The sequence below is a fragment of the Streptomyces vinaceus genome, assembly GCF_008704935.1.
GTDB lineage: Bacteria > Actinomycetota > Actinomycetes > Streptomycetales > Streptomycetaceae > Streptomyces > Streptomyces vinaceus.
The window spans coordinates 578,441-597,534 of the sequence record NZ_CP023692.1; the positions used below are offsets into that span (position 1 = coordinate 578,441).

Genomic DNA, 19,094 nt, shown 5'->3' on the forward strand with positions numbered 1-19,094 from the left:
ACGCCAGGCCCGGCGACCCCCCGTTTGAGCATCGTTCAATGCCGGGGCGGCATGCCTGGCCGAAACGCGGTGGGTTCCGGGGGAGTTCCGGTGGCCCACGGGGCCCTCCGCCGGCTTCCGGTCAGCGCGCCGGCTCCCGGACGGGGGCGTTGTGCCGGGCGTGCGCGATGAACGCCCGGGCGGCGCGGGTCAGCGGCCGGCGGGCGTGGGCGATGCCCACCGGGCGCAGCAGGGGCGGGGTGAAGGAGCGGATCTCGGCGCGGCTGCCGAAGGCCCTCAGCACCACGTCCCGGTACCAGATGAGGGAGCCGCGGCCGTCGGTCACGCCGGTCACCCAGGCCAGCCTCTCGTCGACCTCGAACGCGGGCACGGGACGGACCCCGAGGCAGCTGAACATGGCCTCCATCTCGGTACGCCGCCCGGTGCCCGGGGTCGGCAGCACCATCGGCAGGCCGTCGAGCATCCGGAACGGCACCGGGTCGGGCAGCCGGGAGCCGGCGGGCGAGACCAGCACCACCTCGCGCTCCTGGATGTGGTGCGTGGACAGCTCCTTGTCGACGGGCAGGTCGACGAGGGCCAACTCCGACGTCCCGTCCAGGAGTTCCTGCACCAGCGACTCGCGCCCGTCGTGCTGGTGGAGCCGTACGTGCACGCCGGGGTGGCGCGCGGTGTACGCCGGGACCAGCTCGGAGGCCAGGTCGAGGGCCAGCGTAGGCGTGGTGACGAGGGTGAGGGTGGTGGCCCGTCCACCCTTGCCGTTCGGGGTCCCGATGTCGTCGATGGCGTCCACCGCGTCGAGGACGGTGCGGGCCAGCCGGACCACCCGGGTGCCTTCGGGGGTCAGGTCCACCCCTCTGCCCCGGCGGGCGAGGAGCTCGATGCCGAGGTCGCGCTCCATGGCCTGGACGGCCCGCGACAGGGCGGACTGGGCAACGAAGACCGAGGCGGCCGCGCCGGTGATGGAACCGCAGTCCGCGACGGCGACGAGATAACGAAGCTGCGCGAGTGTGGGGGTCATGACCGGACGGTAACCGCGCGAGGTCGACCCTGTAAGGGGCGTCATGGTGAACAACTGCCCGAATGTGACGGGGTGCGCATGCCCGGGGGGCGCCGAGGCATACCGGCCGGGCATGAGCCCCGGCTCCCGCCGCGCGCCGGCCCGCGCTCCGGCGGCGCCCGCCCGACCGGGGAACACCGCAGGTCGGCGGCCCGGAGAAGCCCCTCGCACGGTGCCGTCGAAGCGGCAGGGGAGCCTCCGATAACACTCCGGTACGTGAAGGACCTTACTCCGCATGGCCGTTGACAGTGCACGGCGACCACCGCACGATGCATCCCGGCGTCAGGGGAATTGACCAACGTTCAAGCCCGTCCCACCCAGACGGGTCGCCCGGCCACCTGTACCGGTGGGAACTGCCTGCGCGCGTTCCCCGCCGCCCCCGCACGGCCCGCTCGCCCCTGCGCCGCCGCTCCCCCCCTGCTCACCCTTGCGCCCCCGCTCACCCTCGCACCGCCGTCCGTCCCCCTCCGTCCCCCGCTCACCCTGTGCCCCGTGCAGCCCCGCACCCGCTCACCCCGGCGCCCCGGCCTGCCGGGGGTGCGCCGCCACGCCCTGCCCAGCGCTTGCGCATCCGGCGACATGTGACACAGCACTCGATGAGGAGCGCCCGTGACCCCCCAGCCCATGCCGTCCCCCCAGTCAGGCGAGCCGTCCCCGCGGCCCGCCGGCACCCGGCCCGCCGACGCCCGGCGCGCCCACCCGCAGCCGTCCGACCCGCTCTCCCCGGACCCGCGTGACACCGTGGTCGCGCTCAGCCCCTTCGAGGAGCCGCAGCCCCGGATCGTGATCGCCGCCGAGCGGGCGGGCAGCCTCGGGCTGCTCGACCTCGGCCGGGATCCCGATGCCGCGCGGGCCGCCCTCGCGGAGCTGGCCCGGCGGCTCGGCCCCGGGCGGCGCCACGGGGTGCGGGTGCCCGCCGGCTGCCCGCTCGGGCCGCAGGAGCTGCCCGCCGAGGTGGACACGGTGCTGCTCGCCGACCCGGCCGAGCACACGGCGGAGCGGGTGGCAGCCTGGGCCGCGGCGCCCGGGCGGCCGCGGATCTGGGCCGAGGCCACCGGCCTCGCGCAGGCGCGGGCAGCGGTGGCCGCCGGGGCGGGGGCGGTCGTCGCCAAGGGGCACGAGGGCGGCGGACGCGTGGGCGGGGCCACCACCTTCGTCCTGCTCCAGCAGCTGCTCGCCGGCCCCGGCCTCGGCGTGCCCGTCATCGCCTGCGGCGGGATCGGCCCGCATACGGCGGCCGCGGCCGTCGCGGGCGGAGCCGCGGGGGTGCTGGTCGACGTACAACTAGCCCTGACGTCCGAGGGCGTGGCGGGGCTGCCGGCGGAAGTGGCGGCGGCCGTACGGGCGATGGACGGGTCCGAGACCCGGCTGGTGGACGGGTACCGGGTGTACGCGCGGCCCGACCTTCCCTCGCCCGAGGGGCCGGTCGCCGCTCTGCTCGGGGCCCGGGACCTGCGTACGCAACTGCTGCCCGTCGGCCAGGACGCGGCCGCCGCGGCCCGGCTGGCCGCCCGCCACCGCACCACCGGTGGGGTGCTCCAGGCCCTCCGGGCGGCCGTCACCGGGCACCTGGCGGCCGTGGCGCGGTCCCGGCCGCTCATGGCGGCCCGGCCCGTCGCCCAGGGCCCGATGACCCGGGTCAGCGACCAGGCGGCGTTCGCGGAGGCGGTGGCCGCCGCGGGCGGGGTCCCTTACCTGGCGCTCGCGGTGATGGAGGGCCAGGACGTACGGCGCCTGCTGGCCGAGACCGCCGAGCGGCTCGGCGACCGGCCCTGGGGCGTGGGCCTGCTCGGTTTCGCCCCCGCCGAGCTGCGCCGGGAGCAGCTGGCGGCCGTGGCCGGGACCCGGCCCCCGTACGCGATCATCGCCGGCGGCACCCCCGCCCAGGCGGCCCCGCTGGAGGCCGCCGGGACCCTGACCCATCTGCACGTACCCTCGCCGGGCCTCCTGGAGCGGTATCTCGCCGAGGGGGCCCGGCGGTTCGTGTTCGAGGGGCTGGAGTGCGGCGGCCACGTGGGGCCGCGCGCCTCGTTCCCGCTGTGGGAGGAGCAGATCGAGCGGCTGCTCGCCTGCCCCGAACCCGAAGCCCTGGACGTGCTGTTCGCGGGCGGGATCCACGACGAGCGGTCCGCGGCGATGGCGGTCGCGGCCGCCGCGCCGCTGGCCGAGCGGGGCGCCCGGATCGGCGTGCTGATGGGCACGGCCTACCTGTTCACCGAGGAGGCCGTGGCGGCGGGCGCGGTCACGCCCCGGTTCCAGCGCGCGGCGCTGGAATGCACGGACACCGTGCTGCTGCACACCGCGCCCGGCCATGCCACGCGCTGCGCGGACACCCCGTACGCCCACACCTTCGAGGAGACCCGGCAGCGGCTCGCGCAGGGCGGGACCGAGCCGCGCGAGATGTGGGAGGAGCTGGAGCGGCTGAACCTGGGGCGGCTGCGGATCGCCAGCAAGGGGCTGCGCCGTGGCGAGAGGGACCGGCTGGAGCCCGTGGACGAGGAACGGCAGTACGCGGAGGGGCTGTTCATGCTGGGGCAGGCCGCCACGCTGCGCGGCGGGACCACCACGGTCGCCGCCCTGCACGCCCAGGTGACCGAGGGGGCGACGCGATTGCTGGAGCGGCGGGCCCGGGAACTCGCCGGCGCCGGGGAGCAGGCCGGCGGCGGGGCCGGCGACCCGCTCGACATCGCCATCGTCGGGATGGCCTGCGCCTATCCGGGCGCTCCCGATCTCGCCGGGTTCTGGGCGCAGGTCCTGAGCGGCCGGGACGCGGTGACCGAGGTGCCGGCCGAGCGCTGGGACCCGGCGCTCTACTACGACACCGACCCGGCGCGGGCCGGCGAGCGCACCCCCTCGCGCTGGGGCGGATTCCTGGACCCGGTGCCCTTCGACGCCCTCGCGCACGGGATACCGCCGTCCTCGCTGGCCGGGATCGAGCCGGTGCAGCTGCTGGCCCTGGAGATCTCGGGGCGGGCCCTCGTGGACGCCGGCTACGGCAAGGACCGGGCGTTCGACCGCTCGCGGACCTCGGTGGTCTTCGGCGCGGAGGCGGGGACCGAGCTGGCGGGCGCGTACGGACTGCGGGCGCTGCACCCCGCCTACCTCGGCGATCTCCCGCCCGCCCTGGACGAGCAGCTCCCCCGGCTGACCGAGGACTCCTTCCCCGGGATCCTCGCCAACGTGATCGCGGGCCGGGTGGCCAACCGGCTCGACCTCGGCGGCGCGAACTGCACGGTCGACGCCGCGTGCGCCTCCTCACTGGCCGCACTGGACCTGGCCTGCCGCCAACTGCGCGACGGGGACAGCGACATGGTGCTGTGCGGGGGCGCCGACGTCCACAACGGGATCAACGACTACCTGCTGTTCGCCTCGGTGCGCGCCCTGTCGCCGGGCGGGCGGTGCCGGCCCTTCGACTCCGCGGCCGACGGCATCGCGCTCGGCGAGGGCGTGGGCGCGCTGGTGCTGAAGCGGCTCGCGGACGCGGAACGGGACGGCGACCGGGTGTACGCGGTGATCAAGGCGGTCGGGGCGTCGAGCGACGGCCGCTCCCTCGGGCTGACCGCGCCCCGGCCGGAAGGGCAGCGGCGGGCCCTGGAGCGGGCCTACGCGCGGGCGGGCGTCTCACCGCGCGAGGTGGGGCTGGTCGAGGCGCACGGTACGGGCACGGTGGTCGGTGACAGCACCGAACTGGGTGTGCTGAGCGAGGTGTTCACCGCGGCCGGGGCCGGGGTGGGCACGTGTGCGCTGGGCTCGGTGAAATCGCAGCTCGGGCACACCAAGTGTGCGGCGGGCCTGGCCGGGCTGATCAAGGCGGCCCGGGCGGTGCACGCGGGGGTCCGGCCGCCGACCCTGCACATCGAGCGGCCGAATCCCGCCTGGCGGGCCGAGACCAGCCCCTTCGTCTTCGACACCGAGGCCCGGCCGTGGGCGGTGCCGGTGGAGCGGCGGATCGCGGGCGTGAGCGCGTTCGGGTTCGGCGGCACCAACTACCACGCCGTGCTGGCCGGTTACGCGGGCGCGCAGGAGCCGGAGCAGTGCCGGGAGGACTGGCCGGCCGAGCTGTTCTGCTTCCGCGGCGAGGACCGGCGGGCGGCGGGGCGGGCGATGGCCCGGCTGGCGGCGCGGCTGGAGGAGAACGACGCCGCCGGGCGGCCGTGGGCGCTGCGGGACCTGGCCTCGGAGGCCTGCGCCGCGGGCTCGGGGCCGGTGCGGGTGGCGGTCGTGGCCGCCGGCCTGGACGAGCTGGCGGCCCGGCTGGAGCGGGCCCGGGGATTCACGGCGGGCGAGGGGGTCCACGTACGGGAGGAGTCGGCCGAGCCGGGACAGGTGGCGTTCCTGTTCCCCGGGCAGGGCAGTCAACGGGTGGGCATGCTGGGCGATCTGTACATGGCGTTCCCGGGGCTGCGCGGCCTGCTGGACGAGGCCCCGGAGCCGGTCGTCTCGGCCATGTTCCCGCCGGCGGTGTTCACGGCCGAGGAGCGGACCGCGCAGCGGGAGGCGGTCACGGACACCCGCGTCGCTCAGCCGGCCCTCGGGCTGGCGGGCGCGGCGGCGCACCTGCTGCTGGGGCGGCTCGGCGTACGGCCGGACTGCGTGGCGGGGCATTCGTACGGGGAGCTCACCGCGCTGTGGGCGGCCGGGGCGTACGACACGGAGAGCCTGCTGCGGCTGAGCGCGCGCCGGGCCGAGGCGATCCGGGCGGCCGCCGGGGAGGACCCGGGGGCCATGGCGGCGGTATCGGCCGCGCCGGAGGAGGTACGGGAGGTCGCGGAGCGGGCCGGGTGCGTGGTGGCGAACCACAACGCGCCGCGGCAGTGCGCGATATCGGGTCCGGCGGCGGCGGTCGCCGCGGCGGTGGAGTCGCTGCGCGCGGCGGGCGTCCCGGCGCAGCTGCTTCCGGTGGCGTGTGCGTTCCACAGCCCGGTGGTCGCGGAGGCGGCCGCCGCTCTGACGGCCGAGCTGGCCGGGACGGTGGTCGCCGACGCCGCCGTCCCGGTCTGGTCGAACACGACAGCGTCGCCCTACCCGGCCGACGCGGAGGGGGTACGGGCCCTCCTCTCGCGGCAGGTCGCGGAGCCGGTCCGGTTCGTGGACGAGGTGGAGGCCATGTACGCGGCCGGGGTCCGGACGTTCGTGGAGGTGGGGCCGGGCCGGGTCCTGTCGGGCCTGGTGGGCCGGATCCTCGCCGACCGGCCGCATACGGTGGTCCCGCTGGACGTCCCGGGCGAGCACGGGCTGACCCGGCTGGTCACGGCCCTGGCCGAACTGGCCGCCGCCGGAGTCCCGATCACCCCGGAGCCCCTGTTCCGCGGCCGTACCAGCGCCCTCCCGGACCGTGCCCCGCGCCGCCCGGGCTGGCTGGTCGACGGCCATCTGACCCGCACGGCCGCGGGCGCCCCGGTCCCGGGGGGCCTGCGGCCCCCGCGCCGCGTGGACGCCCCCGCCCCGCCCGCGGCCCCTGCGGCGGCGGGAGCAGCCGTACCGGCGCCCGCGGCGGCGGCCGGCTTCACCTGGGAAACGGCGCCCGACGCCACACCGGCGCCGGACGCGGCCGCGGTCGGGACGCCCGGGCCGGCATGGCAGGCGGAACCCGCGCCCCATGCCGCTTCCGGTCCCGTACCGGGGCCGGCGGGCGACCGGGCACCGTACCCGGCGGCTCCGTCGCCCGCCGCACACGCGTGGCCTCCCGCTTCCGGCGCCGCGTCCGGGCCGTCGGCCGCGCCCGGCTCCGTACGGCACGGCGCGGCGGCGTCCGGGCAGGTGCCCGCTCCCGCTCCCGCCGGGTACGCGGCGCCCGACGCCCGCCATGAGGTGCTTCTGGAGTACCTGCGGGGGTCCCGTGAGCTGATCGAGGCCCAACGGGCCGTCCTGCTCGGCTATCTGGGGACCGCGCCGGCTCCGGGCGGAGGGCCGACCCACCCCGGTGGCCCGGCCGATACGGTCGGTGCACGGGCCCGGCCCGGTGCGCGGGCGGCCGGCGCCGACGGCCGCGGGCCGACGGGCTACCCGGACGCCCTGGCTCGGCCGGCGGATGCGCAGGCGTGGCCCGGGGACGACCCCGGTGGTGCACAGGCCTGGCCACCCGGCACCTGGGAACTCGCGAACGGACAGGTACCGACCGCCCCGGCGCACGCCCAGGCCTGGAGCGCCGGCGGGGAAACCGGCGTGAACGGGTACGGGGCGGCCCACCCGGCGGGCGCCGAGGCCGTCGGCGGCGCGGATTCGGCGGAGTACGCCGGGGCTCCGGCCAGTGCCGACGCCCCCGGTTCGGGGGAGCCGGTGGGTGCGGGGTCCGCCGAGGAGGTCATGGAGGCCGTTCTGGAGATCGTGCACACCCGGACCGGGTACCCGCGCGACATGCTCGACCCCGAGCTGGACCTGGAAGCCGACCTCTCCATCGACTCCATCAAGCGCGTCGAGATCATCGGCGCCCTCGCCGACCGGATCGGACTGCCCACCGACCCCGGCAGCGGCTCCGGCGAGTCGGCCGTGGAGGAGCTCTCCCGGATCAAGACCCTGCGCGGCGTCGTCGACTGGATCACCTCTCACACCCCCGCGCCGGCAGCTCCCGCGCGGGGAACCACCCCGGCCGCGAGCGCGGCGCCGAGCGGGGCAGCTCCTGCCGCGCCGGCACCCGCGCCCGCGGCTCCTGCCCCGGCGGCTTCCAGGGCGGCAGCCACACCGGCAGCCGTACCGGCATCCCCTCCGGCTCCGGCCCCGGCACCAGCCGGGCCCGCGGCGGCCACGGTGCTGCGGCGGATGCGGGTGGAGGAGGTGCCGGTCGCCGCGGCCGACGGGGATCCCGGCGTGCTGCGGGGGCTGCGGATCGCAGTCGTCGACGACGGGCAGGGCGTGGCGCTCGCGCTCTGCGGGGCCCTGGAAGCACACGGGGCCCGGGGGGAGGTGGTGGCCCGGGCCGACGCCGGATTCGACGCCCTCGTCGACCTGTCCGCGCTCCGGGCCGGCCAGGAGCCCGTGCTCCCGGCCGCCTTCGCGGGGTACAAGCGAGCCCTCACCGGCGGTGTCCGCCGGCTGCTCCTCGGCTCCACCCCCGGGAGCGGCCTGCACGGCTTCGCCCGCAGCGCCGCCCTGGAGTTCCCCGGCACCCTGGTCCGGGCCGTGGACCTCCACCCCAAGGAGGACCCGGCGCGCACGGCCGCCCAGTTGCTCGCCGAGCTGTGCGACCAGGGCGACGGGCTCACCTCGGTCGGATACACCGCCCAGGGGCTGCGGATCACCCAGCGCCCGGTCCCGGCGCCCCTCCGTTCCTCCGGCGAAGCTCCGGGCGTCACGCTCGGCGGAAGTGCGCTCGGGCCCGGGTCCGTCGTCTTGCTGACCGGTGGCGGCCGGGGGATCACGGCCCGGACCGCGGTCGCTCTGGCCCGGGCCACCGGCTGCCACGTCGAGCTGGTGGGGCGCACGCCCGAACCCGTCGGCCGGGACGACGAGTTCGTGCACGCCGGTGACCGGGTGGCGCTGCGAGCCGCCCTCATCGGGAGCGGGCTGCGCACCCCCGCCGAGATCGAGGCCGCGGCCTCGCGGATCCTGGCCGAGCGGGAGGTGCGGGCCACGCTGGCCGCCCTCGCCGGGGCCGCCGCGTCCGTCCGGTACCACTGCGCCGACGTCACCGACGCGCAGGCCGTACGGGCCGTCGTGGCCGACGTACGGGCCCGGCACGGCCGGCTCGACGGCATCGTCCACGGCGCCGGGACCCTGCGCGACGGACTGCTCGCCGACAAGGAACCGGCGGTGTTCGCGGAGGTGTTCACCACCAAGGTGGCCGGCGCCCGGAACCTGGCGGCCGCGGCGGCCGAGCACGGCGACGCCCCCGCCCCGGCCTTCCTGGCCCTCTTCGGCAGCGTCGCCGGGGTGTACGGGAACCGCGGCCAGAGCGACTACGCCGCCGCCAACGACGCCCTCGACGGGCTCGCGCTCACCTGGGCCGACTCCTTCCCGGGCCGGGTCCTCTCCGTCGACTGGGGCCCCTGGGCTGCCGAGGCGGGCGGGATGGTCACCCCGGAGCTGGAGCGGGCGTACGCCCGGCGCGGCATCCCCCTCATCTCCCCGAGGCCGGGACCGCCGCCTTCCTCGCGGAGCTCGCGTACGGAGGCGACGTACAGGTGGTCCTCATGGCGGAGGAGGGCGCCGGCCATGAGTGAGCGACAGCGGCGCGGCCCCCGACCGGGCGACGCGGCCATCGTCGGTATGGGCGCCGTCTTCCCCGGCGCCGCCGACCTCGCGGCCTACCGGCGCAATCTGCTCGCCGGTACGGACTCCATCTCCGAGGTGCCGCCGGGTCGTTGGGATCCGGAGGTCTACTACGCACCGGAGGGGGCCGCCGGGCCGGTGCGCGGGGACCGGTTCTACTGCCGGCGCGGCGGCTTCGTCGACGGGCTCGCGGCCTTCGACCCGACCCGGTTCGGGATCATGCCGGCCGCCGTGGAGGGGGCCGAGCCGGACCAGATGCTGGCCCTGCACGCGACGGCCGAGGCGATCGCGGACGCGGGCGGCGAGGACCGGCTGCCGGCCGACCGCTCCCGGATCGGGGTGGTGCTGGGGCGCGGCGGGTTCATGGGGGTGGCGACGGCCCGGCTCGACCAACGGGTGCGTACGGCGCACCAGTTGGCGCAGACCCTGCGCGAGCTCGCGCCCGAGCTCGGTGAGCGCAGGATCTCCGAGGTGCGGTCCGCCTTCCAGGAGGCGCTCGGCCCGGAGCGGCCGGACGCCTCGATCGGTCTGGTGCCGAGTTTCACCGCGGCCCGGACGGCCAACCGGCTGGACTTCCGCGGCCCCGCCTACACCCTCGACGCGGCCTGTGCCTCCTCCCTCCTGGCCGTGGACCAGGCGGTGGGGCTGCTGGCGGGCGGGCGGTGCGACGCGGTGGTCGCGGGAGCGGTCCACCACTGCCACATCGCCACGCTGTGGAGCGTGTTCACGCAGCTCCGGGCGCTGAGCCCGAGCGAGCTGATCCGGCCCTTCGACCGGCGGGCGGACGGAACCCTGCTCTCCGAGGGCACGGGCGTGGTGCTGCTGAAGCGGCTGGCCGACGCGGAACGCGACGGCGACCGGATCTACGCGGTGATCCGCGGCACCGGAGTGGCCGGGGACGGCCGGGCGGCCAGTCTGATGAGCCCACTGGTCGCCGGCCAGGTGCGGGCGCTGGAGCGGGCGTGGCGGGAGGCCGGCCTGGACCCGCGGGCCCCGGGCGCGCTGGGGCTGCTGGAGGCGCACGGCACCGGCACACCCGTGGGCGATGCGGCGGAACTGGACACGCTGGCCCAGGTGTTCGGCCCGTACGAGAGCGCGCGAGGCCCCCGAATCGGCTTCGGCTCGGTGAAGTCGATGGTGGGGCACACCATGCAGGCCTCGGGTATGGCCGGTCTGATCAAGGCGGCGCTCGCCGTGTACGAGGGGGTGCTGCCGCCGACGCTGCACCTGGAGGAACCGCACGCGGACCTGGCCCGGACGCGGATGCGGCCCGTGACGGCGGCGGAGCCGTGGGAGCGGGGGGCGCAGCCGCGCCGGGCGGGGGTCAACGCGTTCGGGTTCGGCGGGATCAACGCCCATGCGGTGCTGGAGGAGGCCCCGGGATCCACCGCGGCCGCGCCGCCCGTACGCCGCTTCCTGCCCCTGGGCTCCGCGGGCGGGCCGGTGGCGGGGGCCGGGGCGCGGGAGGACGTACTGCTGCTCGGCGCGGACGGGCCGGCGGAGCTGGCGGAGCTGCTGGCCGCCGGCTCGGGGTCGGCGGGCGACGGGCCGTGCCGGCTGGCCGTGCTCGGGCCGACCCCGCAGCGCCTCGCGCTCGCCGCCAAGGCGGTGGCGCGCGGCAGGGCCTGGCGCGGCCGGGGGGACGTGTGGTTCACCCCGGAGCCACTGGGCGGGGCCACGGCCTTCCTGTTCCCGGGTCTGGAGCCGGAGTTCGCGCCGGTTCTGGACGACGTCGCGGACCGGATGGGGCTGGAGCGGCCCCGCCTCGGCCGGGGCTCCGAGCTGATGGAACGGGCGCTGGACGCCCTCGCCACCGGCCGGTTCTACGCCCGGATCCTGCCCGGACTCGGCGTCACGGCCGATGTGCTGGCCGGGCACAGTCTCGGCGAGTGGGCGGCGATGGTGGCCGGCGGGATGTACCCGCAGGACGCGGCCGACTCCTTCCTGGACTCGCTGCGGCCGGGTTCGCTGAAGGTTCCGGACCTCGTGTACGCGGCGCTGGGCTGCGGGGCGCGCCGGGCGGAGGGTGCGCTGCACGGCGTGGACGGGGTGGTGGTCAGCCACGACAACTGCCCGCACCAGTCGGTGGTGTGCGGGGACCCCCAAGGGGTCGGGCAGGTCCTGGAGCGGCTGCGCCGGGAGAGGGTCCTGGGCCAGGAGCTGCCGTTCCGTTCGGGTTTCCACACGCCGATGTGGGAGCCGTACCTGGGGCAGGTCCGGGCGGCGTTCGCGCGGCTGCCGCTGCGCCGGGGTGATCTGCCGGTGTGGTCGGCGACGACGTGCGCGCCGTTCCCGGTGGAGCCTTCGGCGGTACGGGAGCTGGTGGTGCGGCACCTGCTGGAGCCGGTGCGCTTCCGGGAGTTGACGCTCCGCCTGTACGAGGAGGCGGGGGTCAGGACGTTCGTGACGATGGGTCCGGGCAGTCTGCCGGGGTTCGTGGAGGACACGCTGCGCGACCGCCCGCACCTTTCGGTGGCCACGTCCTCCCCGCGCCTGTCGGGGCTGGCCGCCCTGCGGCGCACCTGCGCCGCCCTGTGGGCCGAGGGCCACGCCCCGCGCTGGGACCGCCTCGGCGACCCGGCCCCCGCCGACGCCGCCGTCCTCGCCCCCGCCGCCCGCAAGGCCGTACGGGGGCGGCCCGTTCCCCTGGACCTCGGCTCCCCGCTGGTCCGTCTCGGCGCGGCGGCCCGCGCCCGGCTGGGCGGCCTGTCGGCCGGTCCCCGCCCGATGCCGCGGCAGGAGCCGGGCAGGCCGGTGCGGGCCGCCGCGCCGGAGGCGGACCGGGCCGCGGCCGCCGATCCGGCGTCGCGTCCCGCCCCGTCTCCCGCCCCGCGTACGGCCCCGACTGCCGCCCGGCGTCCGGGGCCGGTTCCCGGCGCCGGTGCGCCGGAGGGGGCCGGGGCGCTGCGGCTGAGGGTGTCGCTCGACGCGCTGCCCTACGTACGCGATCACTGCGTGTACCTGCAGCCCGACGGGTGGGCGGAGGACTCCGACCGGTTCCCGGTCGTGCCCATGACGACCATGCTGGAGCTGGCCGCCGACGCGGCGCGCCGGTACGCCCCGCCGGGCGCGGTCCTCCTCGGCTACGAGGACGTACGGGCCGTGCGGTGGCTGCCCGCCGCGCCCGCCCTCGACGTCGGGGTCGGTGTCCGCGCCGAGGGGCCCGGACGGATCCGGGTCGGGATCGGGCCGTACGCCTCCGTCGTCGTCCTGCTGGGCCCCGCCCACGGGCAGCCGCCCGCACCCGATCCCGCGCCGCTGCGCGATCCGGGCCCCGCGCCCGTCAGTGCCGAGGCCCTGTACCGGGACCGGTGGATGTTCCACGGGCCCCGCTTCGCCGGGGTCCACGAGGTCCGGGCCGTCGGATCGGACGGCATCCACGGGGTCCTGCGCGCCCTCCCCGACCCGGGCGCGCTGCTCGACGCCGCCGGGCAGCTCTTCGGGCACTGGATGCAACTACGGCTTCCCGTCGACCGGTTGGTGTTCCCCGCCACCGTCGACCGGATCCGGTTCTACGGACCCCCGCCCCCGCCGCACGCGCTGGTCACCGCCACCGCACGGATCCGGGAGGTCGGCGAGGTCACCGTCCGCGGCGACCTCGAACTCCTCGACTCCGCAGGCCGGTTGTGGTCCCGGATCGAGGGCTGGACGTACCGCCGCTTCGGGGCGGACGAGCGGGTGTGGCCCATGAAGTTCACCCCGGAGGTGTGCGGCATCGGCGAACCCCAGCCCGCCGGCTGGTGCCTGGCCCGCCGGCGGTGGACAGACCCCGCCTCGCAGGAGCTGGTGATGCGCCGCTACCTCGGCGCCGCCGAGCGGGCGGCGTACGAGCGGCTGGCGCCGCGCGCCCGCGCGCCGTGGCTGCTGGGCCGCATCGCCGCCAAGGACGCGCTGCGGCAACTGCTCTGGGACGGCGGCGCCGGTCCGGTGTTCCCCGTGGAGGTCCCGGTCGGCAACGATCCGGCCGGGCGGCCCGTCCCCGGGGGCGCCTTGGCCCGCGGGTTCCGGCTGTCGATCGCGCACAAGGACCGGGTGGCCGTGGCCCTCGCCCATCCCTCGCACCCCGTCGGCATCGACGTGGAGCCGGTGACCACCGATCCCGAGGCGCTGATCCGGATCGCGTTCACGCCGGCCGAGCTGCTCCTCGCCGAGGAGCGGGCCGCCCGCGAGGGGTCCGGGCTGGCGGCCGCCCTCACCGCCCTGTGGTGCGCGAAGGAGGCAGCCGCCAAGGCCGGCGGCGCCGGGATCGGCGGCCGGCCGCGGGACTGGCGGGTCGCCGAGGACCCCGGGTCCGGTGGGCTGCTGGTGTCCTCGCCCGAGGGGCTGCCGTATCCGGTTCGTATCGCCGCACTGCCCCCTGCCGGGACCGAGAGCGCGACCGGCTCCGGCTCCGGCGAGTACCTCGTCGCCTGGACCGCCCACCCCGCGGTCCCCTCCCCCGTCCCCTTCCACCTCACGGAGACCAGCCATGGCCACCACCACTGACGTCCTCGCCGAGATCACCGGCATGCTCGTGGAGATCCTCGGCGACGAGTTCCTCATCGCGGACGAGGTCACCATGAGTACGAGCTTCAACGAGGATCTCGCCCTGGAGAGCATCGAGTTCGTCGCCCTCGCCGAGCTGCTGTACGAGCGCTACGGCTCCGAGGTGGACCTGATGGGCTTCCTCGCAGAGAAGGACATGGACGCGATCCTGGCCATGTCGGTCGGTGACCTCGTCACCCACATCACCCTCGTCACCCACGCCTCCCTGGCCCGCACGTCCTCAGCGGCGGCCGGTTCCACGGCGAGGGCGACGGCGACGGCCTCCGCGACGCCCACGGCCGGCTGAGCCCCCCATGGCCTTCGTCCCCGCGAACTCCCTCCGCTTCCACGTCCAGCGGCTCCCGGCCACCGCCGGGGCCGCCGGCCCCGGCCGTCCCGTCGTCGTGTTCCTGCACGGGCTGGTCGTGGACAACCTGTCCTCCTTCTACTGCCCCCTGGCCGTCCCGGTGGCCAGGGCGGGCCACGAGGCCGTCCTCTACGACCTCCGCGGCCACGGCCGCACCGAGCGCCCGGCCACCGGCTACGACAGCCGGACCGCCGTCCGGGACCTGGTCTCCCTGCTCGGCGCGCTGGACCTCGGGCACCGCCCGGTGCACCTGGTCGGCAACAGCTACGGCGGCACCCTGGCCCTGCACGCCGCCCTCGACCGCCCGGACCTCGTCGCCGGGCTGACCCTGCTCGAACCACCCCTCGGCGGGGCCTGGGTGGAGAACATGGTGGACACCCTGTCGGCGGCGGCGCTCAGCCTGGAGGACAGTCCGGTCCCCGCGGAGCTGCTCACCCTGCGGCTGCGCAAGGCGGCCAACCTGACCTCCATCGCCGACGCCCTGCTGAACCGGACCAGCCTGATCGACGACATCGCGGCGAGCCGCACCTTCACGGCGGCCGACTTCGCCCGGCTGGACGTCCCCACCCAGATCGTCTGCGGCGAGCACTCCGAACTCGTGCCGGGCGCACTGGAACTGGTCCGCCACGCGCCCCGCGCCACGATCGAGATCCTGCCGGGCCTGGGCCACGACGTACTGAAGGAGAGCAGCGGGGTCCTACGGGAGACCGTGCTCGCCCATCTCGAAGCGACGGCGGCGGACGCGGCCCGGACGGCGCGCGCCCCGCGGGCGGGAGCTCTGGTCCGATGAGGGTGCTGTTCACGGTCCCGCCGCTGGCGGGGCACGTCAACCCGACGGTGGCGGTCGGCGCCGAACTGGCGGCGCGGGGGCACGAGGTGGCCTGGACGGGGCCGGCCGGGGCGCTGGCCCGGCTGCTGCCGGCGCACGCCCGCGTCCTGCCCGCCGGGGACGAGGCGGGCGGCGGGTACGCGGCCCTGCACGACCGCTGGCGCGATCTGCGCGGGGTCGGGGCGCTGCGCTTCCTGTGGGAGGAGGCGCTGGTCCCGCTCGGCCTGGCGATGGTGGCCGGGGTGACGGAGGCGGTGCGCTCCTTCGAGCCGGATCTGCTGGTCGCCGACCAGCAGGCCCTGGCGGGCCCGGTGGTCGCCCGGCGCCTCGGGATCCCCTGGGCCACCTCGGCCAGCACATCGGCCGAACTGACCCGGCCCTTCGCCGATTTCCCGAAGGTCGGGGAGTGGGTGTCCGGACAGATCTCCGGATTCCTGGCCGCGTGCGGGATGCCGGACGCGGACTGGGATCCGCGGTTCTCCGAGCGGCTGGTGATCGTCTTCTCGACTCCCGAACTCGTCGGCATCGGCGCGGAGTTCCCGGCCAGCCACGCCTTCGTCGGCCCCGCTTTCGGGGCCCGACCGGCCGCCGCCCACTTCCCGTGGCGGCGGCTGGATCCGGAGCGGCGGCGGGTGCTCGTCTCGCTGGGCACCCTCAACCAGGAGGCCGGCGGCCGGTTCTACGCCACCGTCCTCCAGGCGGCCGAACGACTGGCCGAGGACGTCCAGCTGGTGCTCGTCGCCCCCGCTTCGCTGGTCGGGCCGGTGCCGGGGAACGTACTCCTCCAGGAGCGGGTGCCGCAGCTGGAGCTGCTGCCGCACCTGGACGCCGTGGTCAGCCACGCCGGGCACAACACCGTCTGCGAGGCGCTCGCGTACGGGCTGCCGCTGGTGGTGGCGCCGATCCGCGACGACCAGCCGATCGTGGCCCGGCAGGTCGTCGAGGCGGGGGCGGGGGTGCGGGTGCGGTTCGGCCGGACCCGCACCGAGGAACTGTGTGACGCGCTCACGGCCGTGCTGGACGATCCCGGCCATCGCCGGGCCGCCCGGCGGATCCAGGCCTCCTTCGCCGCGGCCGGCGGAGCCGCCGCCGCAGCCGACCGGTTGGAGAAGCTGTCATGACGCCTCCCCCCTTCCACCGGGTCCGGTGGACCTCCGCGCTGACCGTGGCGGCGCTCGGCGCGGGAACGGTGCGCGCCCGCCGTCGGCTGCGGGCGGTCCCCGTCCTGCCCGCGCCGCCGACCGCGGCGGACGGGCTGCCGCGCGCCGCCGGGTGGCGACTGCTGACCTCGCGCGGGGTCGAGGTGGATCCGGCCACGTTCCTGGCCGCCTGCGCGCACGCCGACCGCGTCGGCCTGCGGGTGCTGGACCTGCTGCCCGCCGACCTCGGCGCCGAGCGGGCGCTCGGGCTCCTGCGGCTGGTCGACCCGGCCGGATACCTCCGGGACCGGCTCGCCGAGGGGCGCGGCGCCGGGTACGCGGTGCTCGTCGCCGAGGAGGTGCTGGCGAGGGCCGGGGCGGACCCGGGCGGGACGGGCCTGGAGGGCGCCGGTGGCCGCGAGCCCGCCGATCTGCTGGCTCTGGTGCGCCGGTTGAAGGAGTACGCCGCCGACTCCACGGGCCTGGCCATCGCCCCCGCGCTGTCCGTCGGGCGGGCGGGGGACCCGGCGGGCCCGGTCCGCGCGGCCGAATTGCGGGCCCAGGGGCTGCCGCCGGGGGTGCTCGCCGGTGCTCAGCTCGCCGGGCTGGCGCTGCTGGCCGGGCTCGCCGGACGCCAGGGCCGCTGGGGCGTCGCCGCGGCCGGGCTGTACTGGCTCCAGCCGTACCTGGTGCTCGGCGGGCCCGGCGCCCCGCTGCGCCCCGCCGACCTGCCCGCGGCCACCGCGGCCCGGCCGGCGCGCTCGCTGGCCGCCGCCGTACGCACGGCCGCCGCGGTCCTGCGTACGCCCGACGGCGCGGAGGCGGACACCGACGCCGACACCGCACGCGCGGCTGCGTACCGGGCCGAACTGACCTTCGGCACCGACCGGTTCCTGGAACCGCGGCGGACCGACTGCCCCTGGTGCGGCTCCCGGCAGCTCTTCGTGCGCGTCCGGGTGCCCGATCTCCTCCAGGGCAAGCCCGGCCGGTTCACCCTGGAGCAGTGCGCGGACTGCGGCCACGTCTTCCAGAACCCCCGGCTGACCCTGGACGGACTGGAGTTCTACTACCGGGACTTCTACGACGGACGCGGCGGGGAGGGCGCCGGGACGGTGTTCGGCCGGCTCGGCGACTCCTACCGGCGGCGCGCCGAGATGCTCCGCCCGCACACCGTGGACGCCCCGGCCTCGTGGCTCGACGTCGGCACCGGGCACGGCCACTTCTGCAACGCGGCGCGGGCGGTCTGGCCGGACACCCGCTTCGACGGCCTGGACATGGGCGACGGGGTCGGCGAGGCCGAGCGGCGCGGCTGGGTGGAGACCGGGTTCCAGGGCCAGTTCCCGGAGTTCGCGCAGAAGCTGGCGGGCCGGTACGAGGTGGTCAGCATGTACCACTACCTGGAGCACACCCGTGATCCGCTCACCGAGCTGGACACGGCGGCCGCCGTCCTGGCCCCCGGCGGGTTCCTGGCGATCGAGCTCCCCGACCCCGAATCGCGGATGGCCCGGCTGCTGGGACCGGCGTGGCTGCCCTGGTTCCAGCCGCAGCACCAGCACCTGATGCCGGCGTCGAACCTGCGCGAGGCTCTGGCCGACCGCGGGTTCACCGTCCTGGCCGAGGAGCACGGCCGCGCCCACCAGGGCAACGACTTCTTCGGCGCGGTGGCCCTGACCACCACCCGGCTGGCGCCGGACCCGGGCCGCCCGTGGGCTCCCCCGGCCACGCGCCGCGGGCGGGCGCTGGCCCATGCCGTACGGACGGCGGCACTGCCCTGCTTCGCCGGAGCGGCGGCGCTCGACGCGCTGCGGACGGCCGTGGCCCGGCGCACGGACGGCGGGAACGCCTACCGGCTGCTGGCCCGCCTGGACGAGCGGCGGCCGGCGGCGCCCGGGGAGGACTGGTGACGGCGGCCCGGGGCGGCGCCACGCCCGCCCGGCCCGGTCCCGACACCGCGCCGCGCGCCGCCGCCCCCACCACCCCTACCGCCGCTGCCGGCACGGCTGCTGCCCGCCGGGCTCCCGTCGGCATCCCGCCCGTCGGTCCCGTGCCGCCCGGGCTGGCCCGGCGGGCCACCGCCGACCCGCTGTTCCGGCTCGTCGCCTACGCGCTGGAGGCCGCGCACGGGCGGCCCCCGGCCGCGGTGTGGAGTGCCCCGTACGCCTTCCACCTCGACTCGCCCGGGCTCGTCGCCGCGGCCGGCTGGCCGGTGGCGGCCGCCGCCGCGCCCCGTACGGACGGGCTGGTGCGGCTGAGCTCGCTGGGGCACCCCGCCGACAGCTGCGATCTGCCGCTGACCCCGGACGGGCCGCCGCCCGACGCCCCCGCCTGGGCCGTGCGCCCGTACGCCCTGCTGCGGGCGCTGGCCCGCGCCGGGTACGGCCGGGGCGGGACCGACCTGCACCTCCAGGGCTCGCTCACGGAGTCCGCGGGGCTGGCCACGGCCGAGCCCGCCGACTGCGCGCTGGCGCTCGCGGTGGCCGACGTACACGGGCCGGCGGACGCGGAGCCGGACCGGGAGGAGCTGGCCCGGCTGCTGGCACGGGCGCTGCCGGACGGCGACGAGGCGCTGCGCCGGGCGGTGCTGTTCGCCCGGCCCGGCAAGGCCCTGCTGCCGGACGCCGGGGCCGGGCGGCGCCACGCCGGCTTCGACCCGGCCGCCTCGGGGAGGCGGCTGGTGCTGCTCGCGGTCCGCGGCGATCGAGCGGACCGGGCGGCCGAGCTGTCCCGGGCGGTGGCCTGCGCCCGCCGGGCGGGGGCGCTGAGCGCCTGGTCGCCCGGGCGGGGGCCGGGGCGGAGCGTACTGGCGCTGCTGCCCGCGTCGCGCCTGACGGAGGTGCGGGCCGCGGTGGCGGAGGACTTCCGCGGCCGGGGCCGGCCGGTGCCCCGCTTCCTGAACATCGCCGTGGCCGGTGCGGCCCGGCGGGAGGAATGACCCACCCGCGAGGAACGAACACCCACACCCACACCCAC

At 77.3% G+C, this 19,094-nt stretch carries 7 protein-coding genes; 6 read left to right on the top strand and 1 reads right to left on the bottom strand.

Going from position 1 to position 19,094, the window contains the following annotated elements:
* Window positions 1-121: 121 nt before the first annotated feature.
* On the bottom strand, window positions 122-1,018 hold the full coding sequence (locus tag CP980_RS02710) for a LysR family transcriptional regulator (protein WP_167535775.1): 897 nt from the start codon (window positions 1,016-1,018) through the stop codon (window positions 122-124).
* Between the two features lie 648 nt (window positions 1,019-1,666).
* Here CP980_RS02710 and CP980_RS35500 point away from each other — a divergent pair.
* The 6 genes from CP980_RS35500 to CP980_RS02745 are packed head-to-tail and all read left to right on the top strand — an operon-like array spanning window position 1,667 to window position 19,056.
* Complete coding sequence (locus CP980_RS35500; RefSeq protein WP_208834760.1) at window positions 1,667-13,750, top strand: type I polyketide synthase; 12,084 nt, start codon at window positions 1,667-1,669, stop codon at window positions 13,748-13,750.
* On the top strand, window positions 13,734-14,096 hold the full coding sequence (locus tag CP980_RS02725; RefSeq protein WP_150492498.1) for an acyl carrier protein: 363 nt from the start codon (window positions 13,734-13,736) through the stop codon (window positions 14,094-14,096). The genes CP980_RS35500 and CP980_RS02725 overlap by 17 nt, the downstream gene beginning before the upstream one ends.
* Window positions 14,097-14,103: 7 nt before the next feature.
* Entirely contained in the window at window positions 14,104-14,946 is an 843-nt protein-coding gene (locus CP980_RS02730) for an alpha/beta fold hydrolase (RefSeq protein ID WP_132753667.1), read from the top strand.
* On the top strand, window positions 14,943-16,106 hold the full coding sequence (locus CP980_RS02735) for a glycosyltransferase (RefSeq protein WP_132753669.1): 1,164 nt from the start codon (window positions 14,943-14,945) through the stop codon (window positions 16,104-16,106). The genes CP980_RS02730 and CP980_RS02735 overlap by 4 nt, the downstream gene beginning before the upstream one ends.
* Entirely contained in the window at window positions 16,103-18,028 is a 1,926-nt protein-coding gene (locus CP980_RS02740; RefSeq protein WP_150492499.1) for a class I SAM-dependent methyltransferase, read from the top strand. Before CP980_RS02735 ends, CP980_RS02740 begins: the two co-directional genes overlap by 4 nt.
* Window positions 18,025-19,056 carry a galactokinase gene (locus CP980_RS02745; protein WP_229906883.1) on the top strand — a complete coding sequence of 344 codons (1,032 nt, stop codon included), beginning with the start codon at window positions 18,025-18,027 and terminating at the stop codon, window positions 19,054-19,056. The genes CP980_RS02740 and CP980_RS02745 overlap by 4 nt, the downstream gene beginning before the upstream one ends.
* The last annotated feature ends 38 nt before the right edge of the window (window positions 19,057-19,094 follow it).

Excerpts from the sequence above, each read along its gene's own strand:
- CP980_RS02725 (WP_150492498.1), top strand. The coding sequence starts at position 13,734 with ATGGCCACCACCACTGACGTCCTCGCCGAGATCACCGGCATGCTCGTG.
- CP980_RS02730 (WP_132753667.1), top strand. The coding sequence starts at position 14,104 with ATGGCCTTCGTCCCCGCGAACTCCCTCCGCTTCCACGTCCAGCGGCTC.
- CP980_RS02740 (WP_150492499.1), top strand. The coding sequence starts at position 16,103 with ATGACGCCTCCCCCCTTCCACCGGGTCCGGTGGACCTCCGCGCTGACC.
- CP980_RS02710 (WP_167535775.1), bottom strand. The coding sequence starts at position 1,018 with ATGACCCCCACACTCGCGCAGCTTCGTTATCTCGTCGCCGTCGCGGAC.
- CP980_RS02735 (WP_132753669.1), top strand. The coding sequence starts at position 14,943 with ATGAGGGTGCTGTTCACGGTCCCGCCGCTGGCGGGGCACGTCAACCCG.